15 protein-coding genes are annotated in these 18,139 nt (G+C 51.4%); 5 read left to right on the forward strand and 10 right to left on the reverse strand.

Features of this window, described 5'->3' with window-relative positions; translation table 11 throughout:
* Position 1: 1 nt before the first annotated feature.
* From O6D90_RS19235 to O6D90_RS19250, 4 genes are all read right to left on the reverse strand, one after another.
* Complete coding sequence (locus O6D90_RS19235; protein WP_016151736.1) at positions 2-1,231, reverse strand: polysaccharide deacetylase family protein; 1,230 nt, start codon at positions 1,229-1,231, stop codon at positions 2-4.
* A gap of 61 nt (positions 1,232-1,292) precedes the next feature.
* Positions 1,293-1,733: a PTS sugar transporter subunit IIA gene (locus tag O6D90_RS19240; RefSeq protein WP_016151735.1), complete on the reverse strand. Its 441-nt coding sequence runs from the start codon at positions 1,731-1,733 to the stop codon at positions 1,293-1,295.
* A gap of 103 nt (positions 1,734-1,836) precedes the next feature.
* Entirely contained in the window at positions 1,837-2,607 is a 771-nt protein-coding gene (locus tag O6D90_RS19245; protein ID WP_003829467.1) for an ABC transporter permease, read from the reverse strand.
* A complete protein-coding gene (locus tag O6D90_RS19250) occupies positions 2,604-3,530 on the reverse strand; it encodes an ABC transporter ATP-binding protein (protein ID WP_016155710.1) in 927 nt (308 codons plus the stop codon). The genes O6D90_RS19245 and O6D90_RS19250 overlap by 4 nt, the downstream gene beginning before the upstream one ends.
* A 101-nt stretch (positions 3,531-3,631) precedes the next feature.
* On the opposite strand from O6D90_RS19250, the gene can reads away from it, so the two are divergent.
* Positions 3,632-4,321: a carbonate dehydratase gene (gene can, locus O6D90_RS19255; RefSeq protein WP_016151733.1), complete on the forward strand. Its 690-nt coding sequence runs from the start codon at positions 3,632-3,634 to the stop codon at positions 4,319-4,321.
* 70 nt (positions 4,322-4,391) lie between these two features.
* Here the strand turns inward: can and hpt are convergent, their stop codons facing one another.
* The gene (hpt, locus tag O6D90_RS19260) at positions 4,392-4,928 is read right to left on the reverse strand and encodes a hypoxanthine phosphoribosyltransferase (RefSeq protein ID WP_016151732.1); all 537 of its coding nucleotides are present in this window, start codon (positions 4,926-4,928) and stop codon (positions 4,392-4,394) included.
* 203 nt (positions 4,929-5,131) lie between these two features.
* Between hpt and O6D90_RS19265 the strand changes: the two genes are divergently transcribed.
* The gene (locus O6D90_RS19265) at positions 5,132-7,522 is read left to right on the forward strand and encodes a glucose/quinate/shikimate family membrane-bound PQQ-dependent dehydrogenase (protein WP_032931273.1); all 2,391 of its coding nucleotides are present in this window, start codon (positions 5,132-5,134) and stop codon (positions 7,520-7,522) included.
* Between the two features lie 34 nt (positions 7,523-7,556).
* On the opposite strand, the gene O6D90_RS19270 is transcribed toward O6D90_RS19265, so the two are convergent.
* The gene (locus tag O6D90_RS19270) at positions 7,557-8,078 is read right to left on the reverse strand and encodes a hypothetical protein (protein ID WP_016155709.1); all 522 of its coding nucleotides are present in this window, start codon (positions 8,076-8,078) and stop codon (positions 7,557-7,559) included.
* Between the two features lie 121 nt (positions 8,079-8,199).
* Positions 8,200-9,816 carry a multicopper oxidase CueO gene (gene cueO, locus O6D90_RS19275; RefSeq protein ID WP_016155708.1) on the reverse strand — a complete coding sequence of 539 codons (1,617 nt, stop codon included), beginning with the start codon at positions 9,814-9,816 and terminating at the stop codon, positions 8,200-8,202.
* A 153-nt stretch (positions 9,817-9,969) separates the two neighbouring features.
* Here cueO and O6D90_RS19280 point away from each other — a divergent pair, with 153 nt between their 5' ends.
* Entirely contained in the window at positions 9,970-10,317 is a 348-nt protein-coding gene (locus O6D90_RS19280) for a YacC family pilotin-like protein (protein WP_003018667.1), read from the forward strand.
* Between the two features lie 508 nt (positions 10,318-10,825).
* Here O6D90_RS19280 and O6D90_RS19295 read toward each other — a convergent pair.
* The 3 genes from O6D90_RS19295 to acnB form a co-directional block, all read right to left on the reverse strand.
* Entirely contained in the window at positions 10,826-12,040 is a 1,215-nt protein-coding gene (locus O6D90_RS19295; RefSeq protein WP_016155707.1) for a rhomboid family intramembrane serine protease, read from the reverse strand.
* 113 nt (positions 12,041-12,153) lie between these two features.
* The gene (gene yacL, locus O6D90_RS19300; RefSeq protein WP_016155706.1) at positions 12,154-12,516 is read right to left on the reverse strand and encodes a protein YacL; all 363 of its coding nucleotides are present in this window, start codon (positions 12,514-12,516) and stop codon (positions 12,154-12,156) included.
* A 174-nt stretch (positions 12,517-12,690) separates the two neighbouring features.
* The gene (gene acnB / locus O6D90_RS19305; RefSeq protein ID WP_016155705.1) at positions 12,691-15,288 is read right to left on the reverse strand and encodes a bifunctional aconitate hydratase 2/2-methylisocitrate dehydratase; all 2,598 of its coding nucleotides are present in this window, start codon (positions 15,286-15,288) and stop codon (positions 12,691-12,693) included.
* A 447-nt stretch (positions 15,289-15,735) separates the two neighbouring features.
* Here acnB and O6D90_RS19310 point away from each other — a divergent pair, with 447 nt between their 5' ends.
* Positions 15,736-17,322: a DUF3300 domain-containing protein gene (locus O6D90_RS19310; protein ID WP_016155704.1), complete on the forward strand. Its 1,587-nt coding sequence runs from the start codon at positions 15,736-15,738 to the stop codon at positions 17,320-17,322.
* Between the two features lie 10 nt (positions 17,323-17,332).
* A complete protein-coding gene (locus O6D90_RS19315) occupies positions 17,333-18,127 on the forward strand; it encodes a DUF2950 family protein (RefSeq protein WP_016155703.1) in 795 nt (264 codons plus the stop codon).
* The last annotated feature ends 12 nt before the right edge of the window (positions 18,128-18,139 follow it).

Genomic DNA, 18,139 nt, shown 5'->3' on the forward strand with positions numbered 1-18,139 from the left:
CTTACCCCTGCGGCTGATTACTTATCAGCCGCGACATCGTCTCCAGCGAATCCGTTCTTAAAATATAAAGTCTTTTCAATAAGAACGGATTATCCCCCGGTTTAACCTTCCCTCTCACCGTGGTGACCGCCATGTGGAATCCCGCGTCGCCTGCCGCTTTTACTGCGGTGGCGTTATAGCCGCCAAACGGGTAAGAAAGATAAAGAACGTGAGGGTTAAACTGAGACAACGCCCGACGCGAACGGGCAAAATCAAACAGAATATTGTGATAGCTGCGACTCAGCAGGATTGGCCGGTGATTCGCATCAACCCGATGTAAAAAATGGGTATGCGACTGGAAGTCGAACACGTCCCTGATCTCATTCAGTTCCGCGATGCTCATAAACTGCAGTGATTTCGGATCCCACTTCTGCGGGTGGCGCTTGATACGTGAGGAGATAATAAACGCCGTTGCCTTCATGCCGTGCTGCTTCAGAATCGGGTAAGCATAACGACTCACCGACTTCAAACCATCATCAAAAGTCAGCACCACCGCCCGCGCCGGGAGATTCATATTGTTGCGAACATAGCCTTCCAGTTGGTACATCGTCAACGTGGTGTAGCCGCGGTCCTGTAGCCAGGCCATCTGGTTGCTGAAGGCGCGTACGGAGGTTGTCGTGGAGGTGTGGCGAAAACGGGTATTCTCTTCATCGCGCAGAATATGGTGATAGGTTAACACCGGGATACCGTTGTCTTCCTGCGCATCCAGAGCACTGATATAGGCCAGTCTGCCGCCAATACGGATCTGGTACCAGGTTTGGTTGAGACGGTCTTTAAGCTTGCTGATAACCGGATAACGCAGATTATCCGCCAGCACGCCAAACGGGGCGCTACCAACATCCGGAGCGTTATAAACCGGCGTATCTTTCCAGGTGATCAGGCTTTGGTTGCTGAGGGGTTTATTGAGATCGCCCAGACCATCGTCGACTTTCTGCCGCCCCTGCACAGGCTCCAGATGCCCCTTATCAATAAACCCGGTACCAAAACCAAAGGTAAATTCGTAATAGTCTGCCGCAATTGGCTCAACGGCGAGGATCTGCCCGGCGCGAATATTTCCTACCGTCACCATCTTGTTGCCAATCTGCGCCCACACGGCGGCTGCTTCGGTGGTTTGCATGTAGCGAGCAGGCAAAGCCGCAGCTATGCTGCCAGAAAACAGGAGCAATAAAACAAGCAGAACGCGCATAACCATATGAGATAACCGAGGCGAGAAACCCCGGCTATTGTAGCAAAAGCGCCATCAATACCAATGATTAATACTCATACAAATCATGCTTCAACACGAAGGGGGGATTTTTCTGTTGTTGATGCCAGAGGCTAGAGACTTCGGGCCCGCCAAGCGCAACGATGCTATCACGAAACGCAGAACTGCTCATCGATTCCCGCGACGAAAGCATTCGCTCAAGCAATGGATAACTGATACCTGAAATCACTTCACACTGGGGATGTTTATGGCTCATTAACGAAGCCACGCGGTAAGGCGCGGCCCCGGCCATATCCGTCAGGAATATCACACCCTCGCCAGAGTCTGTAGCATGCAGGGCATGGCACATCATGCGGCTTAGCATATTCGAGCTAAGCCCACGCCAAAAACTCACCGCCTGGCATTGAACCAACGGGCCGTACTTTTTCTCCAGACGATGCAGCATATCCTGTGCCTTATCATCATGACAGGTAATTACCCAACCTAGCATTGCCTACCTCCTTAGCAGGCAAGTAGTTTATCAGGGTGATAAATCCGTAATGGTGATAAGCATCAAAAGTCTTCCTCTCCCGGGTAAGGAGAGGAAGAAAGACTTAGCTGCGCAGGCCGCGTCCGCGCTGAATCAGGTACCAGCACAGCAAATAAAATGCTGCGATAAACACCACCAGCACGCCAAAGGTGGTAACCAGCGGAACATCGTGGATCCCCAGGAAGCCGTAACGGAAACCGCTAATCATGTAGACAATCGGGTTCAGATGCGACAGTCCCTGCCAGAACGGCGGCAGCAACGTTAACGAATAGAAAACGCCGCCCAGATAGGTCAGCGGAGTCAGCACGAAGGTTGGGATCAGGCTGATATCGTCAAAGGTTTTAGCGAAAACCGCGTTCAACAGACCGGCCAACGAAAACAGCACCGCCGTTAACACCAGCGTAAGCGCCACAAAGACCCAGGAATGCACCTGGAACGGCACAAAGAACAACGAAATCGCTGTTACCAGGATCCCTACGCACAGGCCACGCGCCACGCCGCCGCCAACAAAGCCGGCGATGATCACGTGCGTCGGTACCGGAGCGACCAGTAACTCTTCAATGTTGCGTTGAAACTTGGCGCTGAAGAATGACGATGCCACGTTAGCGTACGAGTTGGTAATTACCGCCATCATAATCAGCCCTGGCACGATAAACTGCATGTAGCTAAAACCATGCATTTCGCCGATTCGCGAGCCGATCAGGTTACCAAAGATAATAAAATAGAGCGTCATAGTAATGACGGGAGGAACCAGAGTCTGGACCCAGATACGCATAAAGCGGTGGATCTCTTTCGCCCAGATGCTTTTCAGCGCAACCCAATAAAGCTGCATCATGCGCGATCTCCTTGTTTTTCATGCACCAGAGAAACAAACAGTTCTTCCAGTCGGTTCGCTTTGTTTCGCATACTCAATACCTGAATGCCCTGGGCGCTCAGCTGTGAGAACACGCTGTTGACCCCCTGTTCACGCAGTACTTCAACTTCCAGCGTGGAGGTATCCACCAGCCGGTAATGATAGCCTTCCAGTTTTGGCAGCGGGCTTTTCGGCGCCAGATCGAGAATAAAGGTCTCGGATTTCAGCTTAGAGAGCAGGCTCTTCATCGAGGTGTTTTCCACCAGCTCGCCGTGCTGAATAATGCCGATGTTGCGACACAGCATTTCCGCTTCTTCGAGATAGTGAGTGGTCAGAATAATCGTGGTGCCTTTGTCGTTTAAATCCTTTAAAAAACCCCACATTGAACGACGCAGCTCAATGTCGACCCCCGCCGTCGGTTCATCAAGGATGAGTAATTTAGGCTCGTGCATTAGTGCGCGGGCAATCATCAGACGGCGTTTCATCCCGCCGGAGAGCATGCGCGCGCGCTCGTTACGTTTTTCCCATAAATCGAGCTGCTTTAAATATAATTCGCTGCGTTTGACCGCCTCTTTATACTCAACGCCGTAATAACCCGCCTGGTTGACTACGATCTGCTGCACGGTTTCAAACGGGTTAAAGTTAAACTCCTGCGGTACCAGACCAAGCTGGCGTTTCGCATTAACGGTATCTTTTTCAAGATCGTATCCGAAGACGCTCACCCGCCCAGAGGTTTTATTCACCAGCGAGCTGATTATCCCGATGGTGGTGGACTTGCCTGCGCCATTCGGTCCCAAAAGCGCATAAAAATCCCCCGCTTCGACTTGCAAATCTATTCCGCGTAACGCCTGAACGCCACCGGGATAGGTTTTTTTAAGTTGTTGAAGTTCCAGAGCAATGGTCATGGTTTTTTACTTACCTTACATTCTAATGCTTGATATTTGGTTTTAATAAATCAGGAGTTACCCTATATTAGCGCAACGCAATTCAATTGGTTACAGCCTCCATGAAAGACATAGATACACTCATCAGCAACAACGCGCTATGGTCAAAGATGCTGGTAGAAGAGGATCCCGGATTTTTTGAAACGCTGACTCACGCACAAAATCCGCGCTTTTTATGGATTGGATGTTCCGACAGTCGCGTTCCCGCAGAACGTTTAACCGGTCTTGAGCCGGGTGAATTATTTGTTCACCGTAATGTTGCCAATCTGGTTATTCACACCGACCTGAACTGTCTCTCAGTGGTTCAGTATGCGGTGGATGTGCTGGAAGTGGAACATATTATTATTTGCGGCCACTATGGATGTGGTGGCGTACAGGCGGCTATTGAAAATAAAGAACAGGGGCTGATTGATAACTGGTTACTGCATATTCGCGATATCTGGTTTAAACACAGTTCACTGCTGGGTGAAATGCCGCAGGAACGTCGCATTGACACCCTGTGCGAACTGAATGTAATGGAGCAGGTCTACAACTTGGGCCACTCAACCATCATGCGTTCAGCCTGGAAGCGCGGTCAGAAAGTTACCATTCACGGCTGGGCTTACGGTATTCATGATGGCCTGCTGCGCGATCTGGACGTCACCGCCACCAGTCGCGAGACGCTGGAGCAGCGCTATCGCCAGGGGCTGTCTAACCTCAGCCAGAAACATACCAATCACAAGCAGATACCAACAAGCGGCAGCGACGCTTAAGTCGCTTTTCGGCCTGCGGGGAAGTATCGTGCAGGCCGAATAAGCAAAGCGCCATCAAGCGCTCCCGACATTACTCGTCCAGCAGCACCACTTTGCCAACGTACGGCAAATGGCGATAACGCTGGGCATAGTCAATGCCATAGCCGACAACAAACTCATCTGGGATAGAGAATCCGATAAACTCAACCGGAACATCCACTTCACGACGGGTAGGTTTGTCCAGCAGCGTACAAATAGCCAGGGATTTCGGCTCGCGCAGGCTCAGAATCTCACGCACTTTGGACAACGTGTTACCGGAGTCGATGATGTCTTCGACAATCAGCACGTCCTTGCCACGAATGTCTTCATCCAGGTCTTTCAGGATTTTAACATCGCGCGTGGTGGACATTCCGCTGCCATAGCTGGAAGCAGTCATGAAATCGACTTCGTGGGAGACATGCACTTCACGGCACAGGTCGGCCATAAACATAAATGAGCCGCGTAACAGACCAACCAGCACCATATCGCTGCCGCTGTCCTTGTAACGTTCGTTAATCTGACGTCCCAGTTCAGCAATACGCGCTTTGATCTCCGCTTCCGGGATCATGACTTCAACAGTATGTTTCATATCTCTAACCATATGATTTAAAAACAAATCACTCAATGCTAACTTTTAATAAGCCAGCATCTAAGCGCAAGGCACGCAGTATACCAGCAAAAGCATTCATACGCGGCATCTGTTGATAAAGTTCATAATGTGACGTTTATCACGCGTTTTAGCTCCTATAATTAACTGCTATTAAAGAAATAACACCTGTGATGGTATTTTTTATGGCAAATAACAACGTACGTTCTCAACGGCTTATCGTGACCCTGAGCGCCCTGTTTGCGGCACTTTGTGGACTATATCTCCTGATTGGTGGAGGCTGGCTGGTCGCCATCGGTGGCTCCTGGTATTACCCGATCGCGGGCCTTGCCATGCTCGGTGTGGCTCTCCTGCTGTGGCGCAGTAACCGCTCCGCCCTTTGGCTGTATGCCGCCCTGCTTCTCGCCACCATGATTTGGGGCGTCTGGGAAGTCGGCTTTGATTTCTGGGCGCTGACGCCGCGTAGCGACATCCTGGTCTTCTTTGGTATCTGGCTTATCCTTCCTTTCGTCTGGCATCGCCTGATTATCCCTTCCAGTGGCGCAGTAGCGGCGCTGGTGGTGGCCCTGCTGATTAGCGGCGGTATCCTGACCTGGGCTGGCTTCAACGACCCACAAGAGGTTCACGGCACGCTGAGTGCAGATACCTCTCAGGCCGATGCAATCTCAGCGGTTGCCGACGAGGATTGGCCGGCTTACGGTCGCAATCAGGAAGGTCAACGCTACTCACCGTTAAAACAAATTAACGCTGACAACGTTCATCAGTTGAAAGAAGCCTGGGTATTTCGTACCGGGGATTTAAAACAACCCAACGATCCCGGTGAAATCACCAATGAAGTCACGCCAATAAAAGTGGGGGATACTCTTTATCTGTGTACCGCCCATCAGCGGCTGTTCGCCCTGGATGCGGCCAGCGGGAAAGAGAAGTGGCATTTCGATCCCCAACTCAATACCAATACCAGCTTCCAGCACGTAACCTGTCGCGGCGTTTCTTATCATGAAGCCAGACCGGATACAGCTTCTGCAGAGGTGATGGCCGACTGTCCGCGCCGCATCCTTTTGCCGGTCAATGATGGTCGACTGTTTGCCTTGAATGCCGAGACCGGCAAGCTGTGCGAAACCTTCGCCAATAAAGGTATTTTGAATCTGCAGACCAATATGCCGGATACCTCACCGGGCCTGTACGAACCGACGTCTCCCCCGATAATCACCGATAAAACTATCGTTATTGCCGGGTCGGTAACCGATAACTACTCAACCCGCGAAACATCCGGGGTGATACGTGGTTTTGACGTCAATAACGGCAAGCTTCTGTGGGCGTTTGATCCCGGAGCCAAGGATCCTAATTTCATCCCGTCAGATGAACATACCTTCACCTTTAATTCACCCAACTCCTGGGCGCCTGCGGCCTACGACGCGAAGCTGGATCTGGTGTATCTACCCATGGGCGTTACCACGCCGGATATCTGGGGCGGTAACCGCACACCGGAACAGGAACGTTACGCCAGCGCCATTCTGGCGTTAAATGCCACGACCGGGAAATTGGCCTGGAGCTATCAGACCGTTCACCACGATCTGTGGGATATGGATTTACCGGCACAGCCAACCCTGGCGGATATCAACGTCAATGGAGAGAAAATCCCGGTCATTTATGCCCCGGCAAAAACCGGTAATATCTTTGTGCTCGACCGCCGTAATGGTGAACTGGTGGTGCCTGCCCCGGAAAAACCGGTGCCGCAAGGTGCAGCCAAAGGTGATTATGTCAGCAAAACCCAGCCGTTCTCCGATCTCAGTTTCCGTCCGCAAAAAGATCTCAGTGGTGCGGATATGTGGGGCGCAACCATGTTTGACCAGTTGGTGTGCCGCGTAATGTTCCACCAGCTGCGCTATGAAGGCATTTTTACCCCGCCTTCAGAGCAAGGCACTCTGGTGTTCCCGGGTAACCTCGGCATGTTCGAATGGGGCGGTATTTCCGTTGATCCCAACCGTCAGGTAGCCATTGCCAACCCGATGGCGCTGCCGTTCGTTTCTAAGCTGATCCCACGCGGTCCCGGCAATCCGATGGAGCCGCCGAAAGATGCCAAAGGTACTGGCACGGAGTCCGGTATTCAGCCGCAGTACGGCGTACCGTTCGGCGTAACGCTCAATCCGTTCCTTTCACCATTTGGTCTGCCGTGTAAACAGCCAGCATGGGGCTACATTTCCGCCGTAGATCTGAAAACCAATCAAGTGGTGTGGAAAAAACGCATTGGTACGCCACAGGACAGCATGCCATTCCCAATGCCGGTTCCGGTGCCGTTCAATATGGGGATGCCGATGCTGGGTGGACCTATCTCCACCGCGGGTAACGTGCTGTTTATAGCCGCGACTGCCGATAACTATCTGCGCGCATACAACATGAGCAACGGTGAAAAACTGTGGCAGGGTCGGCTTCCGGCAGGCGGCCAGGCAACGCCGATGACGTATGAAGTTAACGGTAAGCAATATGTGGTGATATCCGCCGGGGGCCACGGCTCATTTGGCACCAAGATGGGCGATTATATTGTGGCATATGCGTTGCCGGACGACGCGAAGTAAAATGGACAACGCCCGCTAATCAGCGGGCGTTTTTTTATTCAAACTTCAGTGACAGTAACGACGCTTTTGCGGCTTCCTGATACTGAGCCACAAGATCTTTGGTCATATTGAAGGAGACCTGCACCGCTTTCTCGTTTTGCGAGGTAATCAGCAGCATATTGAGAATTTCAGTATCCGGCGCTTGAGAACGGAAAGTAATCAGCCACGCTTTATGTCCATCAACCGTGACAGGTTCCGCCTGCGGCTTGAAGTTGGTCAGCATCTTCAGTGTCGCATCCTTTGCCATATCCAACTGAGCGGCAGGCAACGCGTTGCGCCCGGCGGTAATACCTAGAGACGCTTTACCGCGTTCGTCACCGTAAATCACCTGTGGACGGTTTTCAGAAGGGTATTTGATTTTTGCCATTTCGTCCGGCATCGGCGTGAGTGTCTGCGGAATTTCGAGACTTAAATTCAGTTTTGAAATCTGTTGGCGTTCCATCTTCATCGCAGCCTGTGCCGAAACCGCCAGAAGCATAATAAAAGATGCCGTCAGTACTTTACGCAAAAGGGTCATGAATACCTCGTGATGAGTGATTAACCTCATCAGTATATGAATGCCTTTACTCGACGATAGAGTAATAATCCGTTTTTGGAATAAACATTTAGCGGATAGCGCCACCGCTATCCGCCGCTGTTTATACGGTAAAACCGAGCATCATCCCGGTATCCTCATGCTCTAACAAATGGCAGTGCGCCATATAGGCATGTTCCTTTGGCGCGTCGTGGTCAAATTTCACCAGCACCTCGCTCACGCCGCCCTCTACCCGCACCGTATCTTTCCATCCCGCGCGGTGCGCAGCAGGCGCTTTGCCATTTTCAGACAGAATACGAAACTGCGTGCCGTGAATGTGGAACGGATGCAGCATCATGTCGCCCTGACCGGAAATCACCCAGCGTTCGTGTTGACCTTTCGCCGCGGCAAACATCGGTTTATTCATATCAAACGCCTGACCATTAATCCGGTTGGCATTATGGAAATCGAATGTTCCATGCTTCATGTTGCCCATGTCACCATGCTGCATATTCCCCATCTCACCGTGGTTCATATTGCCATGCTTCATGTTCCCGTGGCCCATATTGTCATTATTCATATGGCCCATCATCTTGCCATGATCCATACCCGCCATAGCCTGAGCGCCGTACTTCTTCATCAACATTTGCATGCCCATCATGTCGAGCATTGGGTCCATCGATAATTGCAGTTTGCGCACCGTCAGCCCCTCAAGCGATGGCAGCGCCGGCATGGATGTCAGCGTATCCGGCAACGTGCCGGAAGCGGTAATCAGCAGCGGCTGAACGCGCATCACCGGATGCGGCTTATCAAATGGCGCAATCGCCATGCCCATCTGACCCACAGGCAGAGTAACCAGATCAAACGCTTTACCGTCACTCACGTCCACCAGCACTTCAAAGCGTTCGCCCATCAGCATAGGAAGTTCGGTCACTTTTACTGGCTCCGCCAACAGTCCGCCGTCGCTGGCAATAACGTACAAAGGACGATTGTCGCTGGCCGCGATATTCAGTGAGCGTGCGTTACAACCATTTAGCAGACGCAGACGCAGCCAACCGCGCGGTGCAGCATGCTGAGGATAAATCGCCCCATTGGTTAGCAGCGTATCGCCAAACCAGCCGACGGCAGCGGTCATGATGTCCAGTTGATAGTTAACCTGACCATCAGCAGAGAACTGTTTATCCTGAATAATCACCGGCACATCATCAATGCCCCACTGCTTAGGCAGCAGCAGCTTGCGAATCTCTTCATCTTCAATCAGCACCAGTCCGGCCAGGCCCATCGCCACCTGATGACCGGTCTTCCCATGCTGATGCGGGTGGAACCAGCAGGTTGCCGCGCGCTGATCCGGTGTGAAGGTCACAGAGCGTTTCCCACCCGCCGGAATAATACCTTGCGGGCCACCGTCGACTTCACCGGGGATTTCCAGCCCGTGCCAGTGCAACGTCGTCTCTTCGGCAAGCTGGTTATGGATATCCACCGTCACCGATTGCCCTTTGTTCAGCTTGACCGCCGGCCCGAGCAAACTGCCGTTATATCCCCAGGTCGTGGCTGTTTTACCGGCAAAACTCGACTGTCCGGCTTGCACGATCAGTTGCATACGGTTAGAGGCATCTGCGGTTAACAGGTCTGGAATGGGTAATGCGGGACGGTCTGCAGCAAATACGCTCCGGCTCCACAGAGGTAACGCTGACGCGACGCCCAGCGCCACGGAGTACTTTAAAAAGTCACGACGTTGCATAATCACTTCCTTATATTCAGCAGCTTAAGCAGGCTATCTTTTAAGCATAAGCCTTACCCTTACGGGAAGGTCAAGTAAACGGCTAATAATAAAGGTCGTCGCTTCGCTCGCAGTGTGCTAACGTTTAAATTCCGTGATGCAGTGGTAGAAGCAATGAAGACGTTTTTCAGAACCGTTTTGTTCGGCAGCCTGATGGCCGTATGCGCAAACAGCTACGCGCTTAGTGAGTCCGAAGCCGAAGATATGGCCGATTTAACGGCAGTTTTTGTTTTTCTGAAAAATGACTGTGGATACCAGAATTTGCCAAATGGGCAGATTCGTCGCGCACTGGTCTTTTTTGCCCAGCAAAACCAGTGGGACCTGAGTAATTACGACACCTTCAATATGAAAGCGTTGGGTGAAGACAGCTACCGCGACCTCAGCGGTATTGGCATCCCAACGGCCAAGAAATGCAAAGCGCTGGCACGTGACTCCCTGAGCCTGTTGGCTTACGTTAAATAGCCTCTATCCACTGAAACGTCTATTGAAACAATGACTGGGCATTCCCTGTCATTGTTTACTTTGGATCACCAAGATCACATCATTTTTGAAAACGAAGATTTTGGCTGCTGGATGACGTGGTGCAAATCACCGAGCGCGATGAGTTTATGAATCATGAAATGATGGCCCACGTTCCTGTATTGGCCCATAGCCATGCCAGGAATATGCTGATTATCAGGAGGGGGGACGACGCTATACCGAGTGAAGTACCACGTTCGCGACTTCACCTACGACGTGAACAAGGAAAATATCTTTCATACTAAGATTTTACTGAAAGAAATCTACCTTCAGCACTGCACGTCCCATACTGAACCGAAAGAGTTTAGAGAAGAGGAACCTAATGTCATCACCGGTCTGCTCTGGAGAGAGATACGCGAAATCTACTCCCCCCATAATATACAAGTAATTTTATCTAACTTCACATTCAGACACCGATTTTCAACACAGGTCTTGTGACAAAAACTGTTTATTACCACCGACGACAAATTGTAGTTCTGCACCGCTCTAAAGAAACAGCATTAAATATTAATTCAGGGATATTCTCAAATATTTTACTAGAGTTATCATTCACGATCACTGATTCGTTAAATTGATGTTCAGCTTCAAAATATTTTTTGATATCTACAGATGAATTTGGATAATTTTTAAAAGAAATATTAACAAGTTTTTGTCGGGCCACGCAATAATTACTAATTATTTCTATACTATGTTTTTCAGTTTCACTTATCTTTTCAGAACGCAGATCCTCAGTAATATTTATACAATTATTCAAATCCTCTTCAATACGCTCTTTAATTCTTAAGCCATATTTATAAAACAACCCCCTCATTTTTTCACAGTCGATTAGTTCAGATCGAACAATACTTCCGCTTTCAACACTAGCATCAACACATTGGTTAAAAAATCTAAAATCTATCGGTTGGTCTGGGGCACCCTCTCGCATGTCTTTCACAATAAACTCTAATCTAGAAAGTCGAACGAACTTAATATTCTCAGGAATTGAATATTTAGCAAGCACAGCACCTTCAATTATACACACTGTTATGATCAGAATTATTGAAACCTTGCCTGGTTTTTTAAAAAAATGGGTCTTCCCATCTACACTTAGGGCACCTAAGACGAACCCAGTAACAAAACCACCCAAATGTGCCATGTTATCTACAGGCAGAAATAATCCTAAACATATTACAATAATAACATTGGTGAAAATTTTAGAAAATGGAAGCTCGATCTTGTTACACAATCCAAAAGCTAGCAAATAGCCGGTAATACCAAGAATGGCTCCTGATGCTCCACAACTAACTATCAACTCATATCGATGAACTACAGCACTTAATATCCCTCCAGCGATACCAGATAACATATAGACAGCAATAAAAACTCTACGTGAAAACATGTTTTCAAACAAAAAACCAATCCCAAGTAGTGCAATCATATTAGAGAAAAAATGAAAAATACTTAAATGCATAAACATGCTACTTAAAAGTCTCCAGTATTCACCTGATAGGGTTAACGGAGACGCATTCCCTCCCCATGCAATGATGAATGAGGATGCTTGATATAAATTAAACGCCCGCGAATCCAAATAAGCCGAAAAAACAAAGAAAACAAAATTAACAAAAACAAGAACCGCAGTAACAGCCCATTTACTATTTTTAAACCCACTTATCTTTAGATAACTCATGATTGATAATCCCTGTTTCTGATTTACTTTCATCCATAAAATTTAGACATCTTGTTAATTCACAAGATGTCTAAATTTAAAACCTCCCAGTTAATTACACAACCCTAAGAAGATCATTTTTGCTTTAAAAATTCACGATAAGCCGCCACGACCTGAAGAAAGTCCTCTACGCCGCAAAGTGAAAAGCTCTCTTCGTCGTAGTAGCTCATCCCCTCTTCCATTTCATCTCCGGAGAATTCCAGTTGATTGGCGCGCACCATCACCTCTTCACCATCCAGCCAGAGCGTGTATTCATGCCCTGCTCGCTGCCAGGAGCGCTCACTGCCCTTCACCGCATGCGCCGCCTGTTCCACTTCATCAAGTAAGGCCAGGTTCTCTTTCACTTCTTCGTTAAACCAGTGCCCCACCACCTCGTGGCCCATGGACATACGCACTTTTACCACTCCGGTAATATCGCGCAGAAATTCGTAATCCATAATGTCTTCCTCTGCTCCCGGCAATGCGCCAATACCGCATTGCACCTTGCTGTAATTATCGCAGCAGCGCGGCAGAAAAAAAGCGTAGCGGGTATAAGGAATAGAAATAAAAATGCCCGGAGAAGCAGACTTCTCCGGGCATTGATGCGTTTTTACACAAATCGCGTTTGCGTATTACACCGCGGTCTGGAAAATCACACCATCGGCTTTCTCAGTATACTGAGACAGCTGGTCGAAGTTCAGATAACGGTAAGTATCCACCGCCGTCTTATCAACCTGCGCCACATAGGCCTGATATTCTTCCGCCGTCGGCAGTTTGCCAATCAGCGCCGCAACCGCCGCCAGCTCCGCAGAAGCCAGGTAGACGTTCGCCCCGGTACCTAAACGGTTCGGGAAGTTACGGGTAGAGGTCGAAACCACCGTTGCGCCGTCAGCCACACGCGCCTGGTTACCCATGCACAGCGAACAGCCTGGGATCTCAATACGCGCACCGCTCTTACCAAACACGCTGTAGTAGCCTTCTTCGGTCAGCTGCGCCGCATCCATACGGGTTGGCGGAGCCACCCACAGACGCGTCGGCAACTGGCCTTTGTGTGCATCCAGCAGTTTACCCGCTGCACGGAAGTGGCCGATGTTAGTCATGCAGGAGCCAATGAAGACTTCATCGATCTTCTCGCCCTGCACGTCAGACAGCAGACGCGCGTCGTCCGGATCGTTCGGTGCACACAGGATTGGCTCTTTGATATCCGCCAGATCGATGTCGATCACCGCCGCGTATTCTGCGTCAGCGTCGGCTTCCAGCAATTGCGGATCCGCCAGCCATTTTTCCATCCCCTGCACACGACGCTCCAGCGTACGGCGATCGCCGTAACCTTCAGCGATCATCCACTTCAGCAGAACGATGTTAGAGTTCAGATACTCAACGATCGGCTCTTTGTTCAGTTTGATGGTACAACCGGCAGCGGAACGTTCAGCGGAGGCATCGGTCAGTTCGAACGCCTGCTCCACTTTCAGATCCGGCAGACCTTCGATTTCGAGGATGCGGCCAGAGAAGATGTTTTTCTTACCTTTCTTCTCAACGGTCAGCAGACCCTGTTTGATCGCGTACAGCGGAATGGCGTGTACCAGATCGCGCAGGGTAATCCCCGGCTGCATTTTGCCTTTGAAACGCACCAGAACGGATTCCGGCATATCCAGCGGCATCACGCCGGTCGCAGCAGCAAACGCCACCAGGCCAGAACCCGCCGGGAAGGAGATACCAATCGGGAAACGAGTATGGGAGTCACCGCCGGTGCCGACGGTATCCGGCAACAGCATGCGGTTCAGCCAGGAGTGGATTACGCCATCCCCCGGACGCAGCGACACGCCGCCACGGTTCATGATGAAGTCCGGCAGAGTGTGGTGCGTGGTCACGTCAACCGGCTTCGGATACGCGGCAGTGTGACAGAAGGACTGCATCACCAGGTCAGCAGAGAAGCCCAGGCACGCCAGGTCTTTCAGTTCATCACGGGTCATCGGGCCGGTGGTATCCTGAGAACCCACGGAGGTCATCTTCGGTTCGCAGTACGCGCCCGGACGGATACCTTTCACACCGCAGGCGCGGCCCACCATTTTCTGCGCCAGAGAGAAGCCGCGGCTGCTTTCCGCCACGTCTTTCGCCTGACGGAATACGTCGCTGTGCGGCAGTCCCAGCGCTTCGCGCGCTTTGGTGGTCAGGCCACGACCGATGATCAGTGGAATACGGCCACCAGCGCGCACTTCGTCGATCAGCACATCAGTTTTCAGCTCAAAGCTTGCCAGCAATTCGCCGGTTTCGTGGTTACGCACTTCTCCTTTGAACGGGTAAACGTCAATCACGTCGCCCATGTTCATGTTCGAGACGTCCACTTCGATTGGCAGTGCGCCCGCATCTTCCATGGTATTGAAGAAGATCGGTGCAATTTTGCCGCCGAGACACAGACCGCCGCCGCGCTTGTTCGGTACATGAGGGATATCATCGCCCATGAACCACAGTACGGAGTTGGTTGCAGATTTACGCGAAGAGCCGGTACCAACAACGTCACCCACATACGCCAGCGGGTAGCCTTTTTTCTGCAGTTCTTCAATCTGTTTGATCGGACCTACCGCGCCCGGCTGGTCCGGTTCGATACCTTCACGGGCATTTTTCAGCATCGCCAGCGCGTGCAGAGGGATATCCGGGCGAGACCATGCGTCCGGTGCCGGAGAGAGGTCATCGGTGTTGGTTTCACCCGTCACTTTAAACACGGTAACGGTGATTTTTTCAGCCAGAGCTGGACGGTTCAGGAACCATTCGGCATCGGCCCAGGACTGCATTACCTGCTTCGCATATTCGTTGCCCGCTTTGGCTTTTTCTTCTACATCGTAGAAGTTATCGAACATCAGCAGCGTTGAGGAGAGCGCTCTGGCGGCAATCGGCGCCAGTTTTGCGTCGTCAAGCGCGTCGATCAGCGGATGAATGTTGTAACCACCCTGCATGGTGCCCAGCAGTTCAATGGCTTTTTCTGGAGTCACCAGCGGGGAGGTGGTGTCGCCTTTCGCGACGGCAGCGAGAAAACCTGCTTTAACATAAGCGGCTTCATCTACGCCAGGAGGAACGCGGTTGATCAACAGGTCTAACAGGAATTCTTCTTCGCCCACAGGCGGGGTCTTCAGCAGCTCGACAAGTGCGGCCATTTGGGTTGCGTCTAACGGTTTTGGCACAATCCCCTGGGCAGCACGCTCAGCTACGTGCTTACGGTATTCTTCTAGCACGACGATATCTCCTCGCTCTCATTGTCATAATGCGGCGCTTTTGTAGATGGGCGATTCTCTTCACGCTCCTGTGAGACAGTAGTTAGTAGGGTAAATGCCCGGTACCGCGTAAGGCACAATAACAGGATTTTCATTAAGTGTTAATCCGTTTACAAAAAAGCAACATAAAAAATTGGCTGAATCGTTAAGAATGGTGTAGCGACAAGGCGGGGCGTAATTTAGGCTCCCTAAAAACGATGTGAAACGGTTGATTTTCAAGCGCGACATGCTGAATATTCCAGCGATTTTTCAGCCATGAGATATAATTGTGTAATAAATCTTCACACTCTTTTTCCGGACCTGCCGGGTGAATCCCCAATAAAAGTCAAAACTATCTAACACGGGTGAATAATACTCGCGGCAACAGAACGCCTCACGGCACAGCGCTTGTCTCGTTGGAGTCATTTTATGAAGTTGCCCTTTAAGCCACATCTGCTTGTCCTTCTGTGCAGTGCAGGGCTGTTTGCCGCCTCTGGCGTGATGTTCGTTAAAAGTCGCGCAACGGAGCCAGCAGCTCCAGCCCCCGTCGCACAGCAACCGTCCGCACCGGCTCCAGCTCCCGTAGCGGCCCCTGCCCCGGCCGATCAACCAGCGCCCACCGCAGCCCCTACGTACACATCGGCACAAATCGATCAGTGGGTTGCGCCTATCGCGCTCTATCCGGATTCACTGCTGTCGCAAATTTTGATGGCCTCAACCTACCCGGCCAACGTCATCCAGGCCGCGCAGTGGTCAAAAGACAAACCCAAAATGCAGGGTGATGCCGCCATTCAGGCCGTTGCCAGCCAACCCTGGGATCCCAGCGTGAAATCGCTGGTGGCGTTTCCACAGCTGATGTCGCTGATGGGTGAAAATCCGCCGTGGGTACAGAGCCTGGGCGATGCATTCCTTGCGCAGCCGAAAGAGGTTATGGATTCCGTTCAACGCCTGCGTGCGCTGGCGCAACAGACCGGAGCATTGCAATCAACACCGCAGCAGACTGTTACCACCGTGGCCAAAGCAGCTCCGGCTAAAACCGTTACCAGCGAGTCAACGACCACAACAGCCACGACCGCCGCCTCAGCAAGCCCAACGGTAATCAAAATTGAATCCGCCGACCCGCAGGTAGTTTACGTTCCCACCTATAACCCAAATACGGTTTACGGTACCTGGCCGAACACCGCCTATCCGCCAACCTATCTACCGCCAACGCCCGGCGAGCAGTTTGGCAACAGCTTCGTTAACGGTTTAGGCTTCAGCCTCGGCGTCGCCACAACTTATGCCATCTTCAGCAATATTGACTGGGATGACGACGATGACTGGGATCACCATCATAACGATGACTGGGATAACCATGGCGGCTATAACCGCAACGGTGATAACAACATCAATATCAACGTTGATAACTTCAATAAAATCAGTGGACAGCGTCTGACGGATGCCAACCGTACCTGGCAGCACAACCCGGCCTATCGCGAAGGGGTTCCGTACCCTAATAGCCAGCTCAATAACCGCTTCCACTCCACTAACACGGCTACTGGCCTAAGCTCAACCCAGCAAAGACCGGTCAACCGTGATAGCCAGCGTCAGGCAGCGTTGAGCCAGATGGAAAAATCAACGGGGAAAACCTTCCCCCAGACGGCGCGTACGGGAACGAAAGACGCCCAGCGTCAAGCATCCAGCCAACAACTAAAGCAAATTTCCCAGCGTAATAACTACCGTGGTTACGATACCAAACCGCAAACGGCAAAACGGGCAAACACTCAGCAACATGAACATCGCCAGGCCGCCACTCAGCGACAAGAGAAACGGGTCACGCAACCAGCGCAGCAACGCAATCTTCAACAACGGACCAGCCAGCCGCGGGCCAATGCGCTGAGCGGCAACGACAGTCGCTCCGCCAGTTGGCAGGCGCAGCAGCAGCGAGGGGCTCAAAGCAGGCAGGTCGCCCGCAACCAGCCATCTCGCCAGCTATCCGGCGACCGTGCTGAACACCGTGAATTCCGTCATCGTTAAGGGAACCGACATGAAAAATAAACTACTCAGTGGAATGGTGTTATTCATGGTTTCGACCACCGCGATGGCACAGCAATCCTTCAGCACACCAGACCAGGCGACCGATGCCCTGGCAACCGCGATAAGCGAGCAGAATGAAAGCGCGATGAACAACCTGCTCGGGGAAAACTGGCGCGAGTTTCTGCCACCGGAAGGCGTCGATCCTGATGCGGTTGATCGCTTCCTGCGCGACTGGAAGGTCCGCCATAATACCGTCATCGACGGCAATACCGCGCACCTGGTGGTCGGGGACAGCGACTGGCAACTGCCGATCCCGGTTGTTAAAACCGCTTCCGGCTGGCAATTTGATATCAAGGAAGCGGCTGAAGAGATCCTGACCCGAGAGATTGGGCGCAACGAACTTGCGGCTATTGAAGCATTACACGCCTATGTAGATGCTCAGCAAAGCTACTTTGCGATGAACCAAAAATACGCGCAAAAGATTGTCAGTTCTGAAGGGAAAAAAGATGGTCTGTACTGGCCTGTTTCGCCCGGCGAAGCGCCAAGCCCGCTTGGCCCGGCCTTTAGTCCGCAAGAGCCTGGCACGGGCTATCACGGCTATCGTTTCCGTATCCTTCCCGATAAAACCAGCGGCTTTGCGATGGTTGCCTGGCCCGTCAGCTACGATCACACTGGTGTTATGAGTTTTATGATTAACGGTGATGATAAAGTCTACCAGGCCGATCTCGGCGCTGATGCACAGCAGAAAGCCGAGGCGTTAACCGCATATCATCTGGATAAAAACTGGCAGCCCGTAGCGCCCTGAATGCCAGTCAAA

Origin of the sequence: Citrobacter sp. 21OH12SH02A-Citro, assembly GCF_027919895.1 — a bacterium.
In the GTDB taxonomy this organism is placed as follows: Bacteria; Pseudomonadota; Gammaproteobacteria; order Enterobacterales; family Enterobacteriaceae; genus Citrobacter; species Citrobacter braakii.

Bases quoted from the DNA above. Each gene is read 5' to 3' on its own strand.
- O6D90_RS19235 (WP_016151736.1), bottom strand. From the start codon at position 1,231: ATGGTTATGCGCGTTCTGCTTGTTTTATTGCTCCTGTTTTCTGGCAGC.
- O6D90_RS19240 (WP_016151735.1), bottom strand. From the start codon at position 1,733: ATGCTAGGTTGGGTAATTACCTGTCATGATGATAAGGCACAGGATATG.
- O6D90_RS19245 (WP_003829467.1), bottom strand. From the start codon at position 2,607: ATGATGCAGCTTTATTGGGTTGCGCTGAAAAGCATCTGGGCGAAAGAG.
- O6D90_RS19250 (WP_016155710.1), bottom strand. From the start codon at position 3,530: ATGACCATTGCTCTGGAACTTCAACAACTTAAAAAAACCTATCCCGGT.
- can (WP_016151733.1), top strand. From the start codon at position 3,632: ATGAAAGACATAGATACACTCATCAGCAACAACGCGCTATGGTCAAAG.
- hpt (WP_016151732.1), bottom strand. From the start codon at position 4,928: ATGAAACATACTGTTGAAGTCATGATCCCGGAAGCGGAGATCAAAGCG.
- O6D90_RS19265 (WP_032931273.1), top strand. From the start codon at position 5,132: ATGGCAAATAACAACGTACGTTCTCAACGGCTTATCGTGACCCTGAGC.
- O6D90_RS19270 (WP_016155709.1), bottom strand. From the start codon at position 8,078: ATGACCCTTTTGCGTAAAGTACTGACGGCATCTTTTATTATGCTTCTG.
- cueO (WP_016155708.1), bottom strand. From the start codon at position 9,816: ATGCAACGTCGTGACTTTTTAAAGTACTCCGTGGCGCTGGGCGTCGCG.
- O6D90_RS19280 (WP_003018667.1), top strand. From the start codon at position 9,970: ATGAAGACGTTTTTCAGAACCGTTTTGTTCGGCAGCCTGATGGCCGTA.
- O6D90_RS19295 (WP_016155707.1), bottom strand. From the start codon at position 12,040: ATGAGTTATCTAAAGATAAGTGGGTTTAAAAATAGTAAATGGGCTGTT.
- yacL (WP_016155706.1), bottom strand. From the start codon at position 12,516: ATGGATTACGAATTTCTGCGCGATATTACCGGAGTGGTAAAAGTGCGT.
- O6D90_RS19310 (WP_016155704.1), top strand. From the start codon at position 15,736: ATGAAGTTGCCCTTTAAGCCACATCTGCTTGTCCTTCTGTGCAGTGCA.
- O6D90_RS19315 (WP_016155703.1), top strand. From the start codon at position 17,333: ATGAAAAATAAACTACTCAGTGGAATGGTGTTATTCATGGTTTCGACC.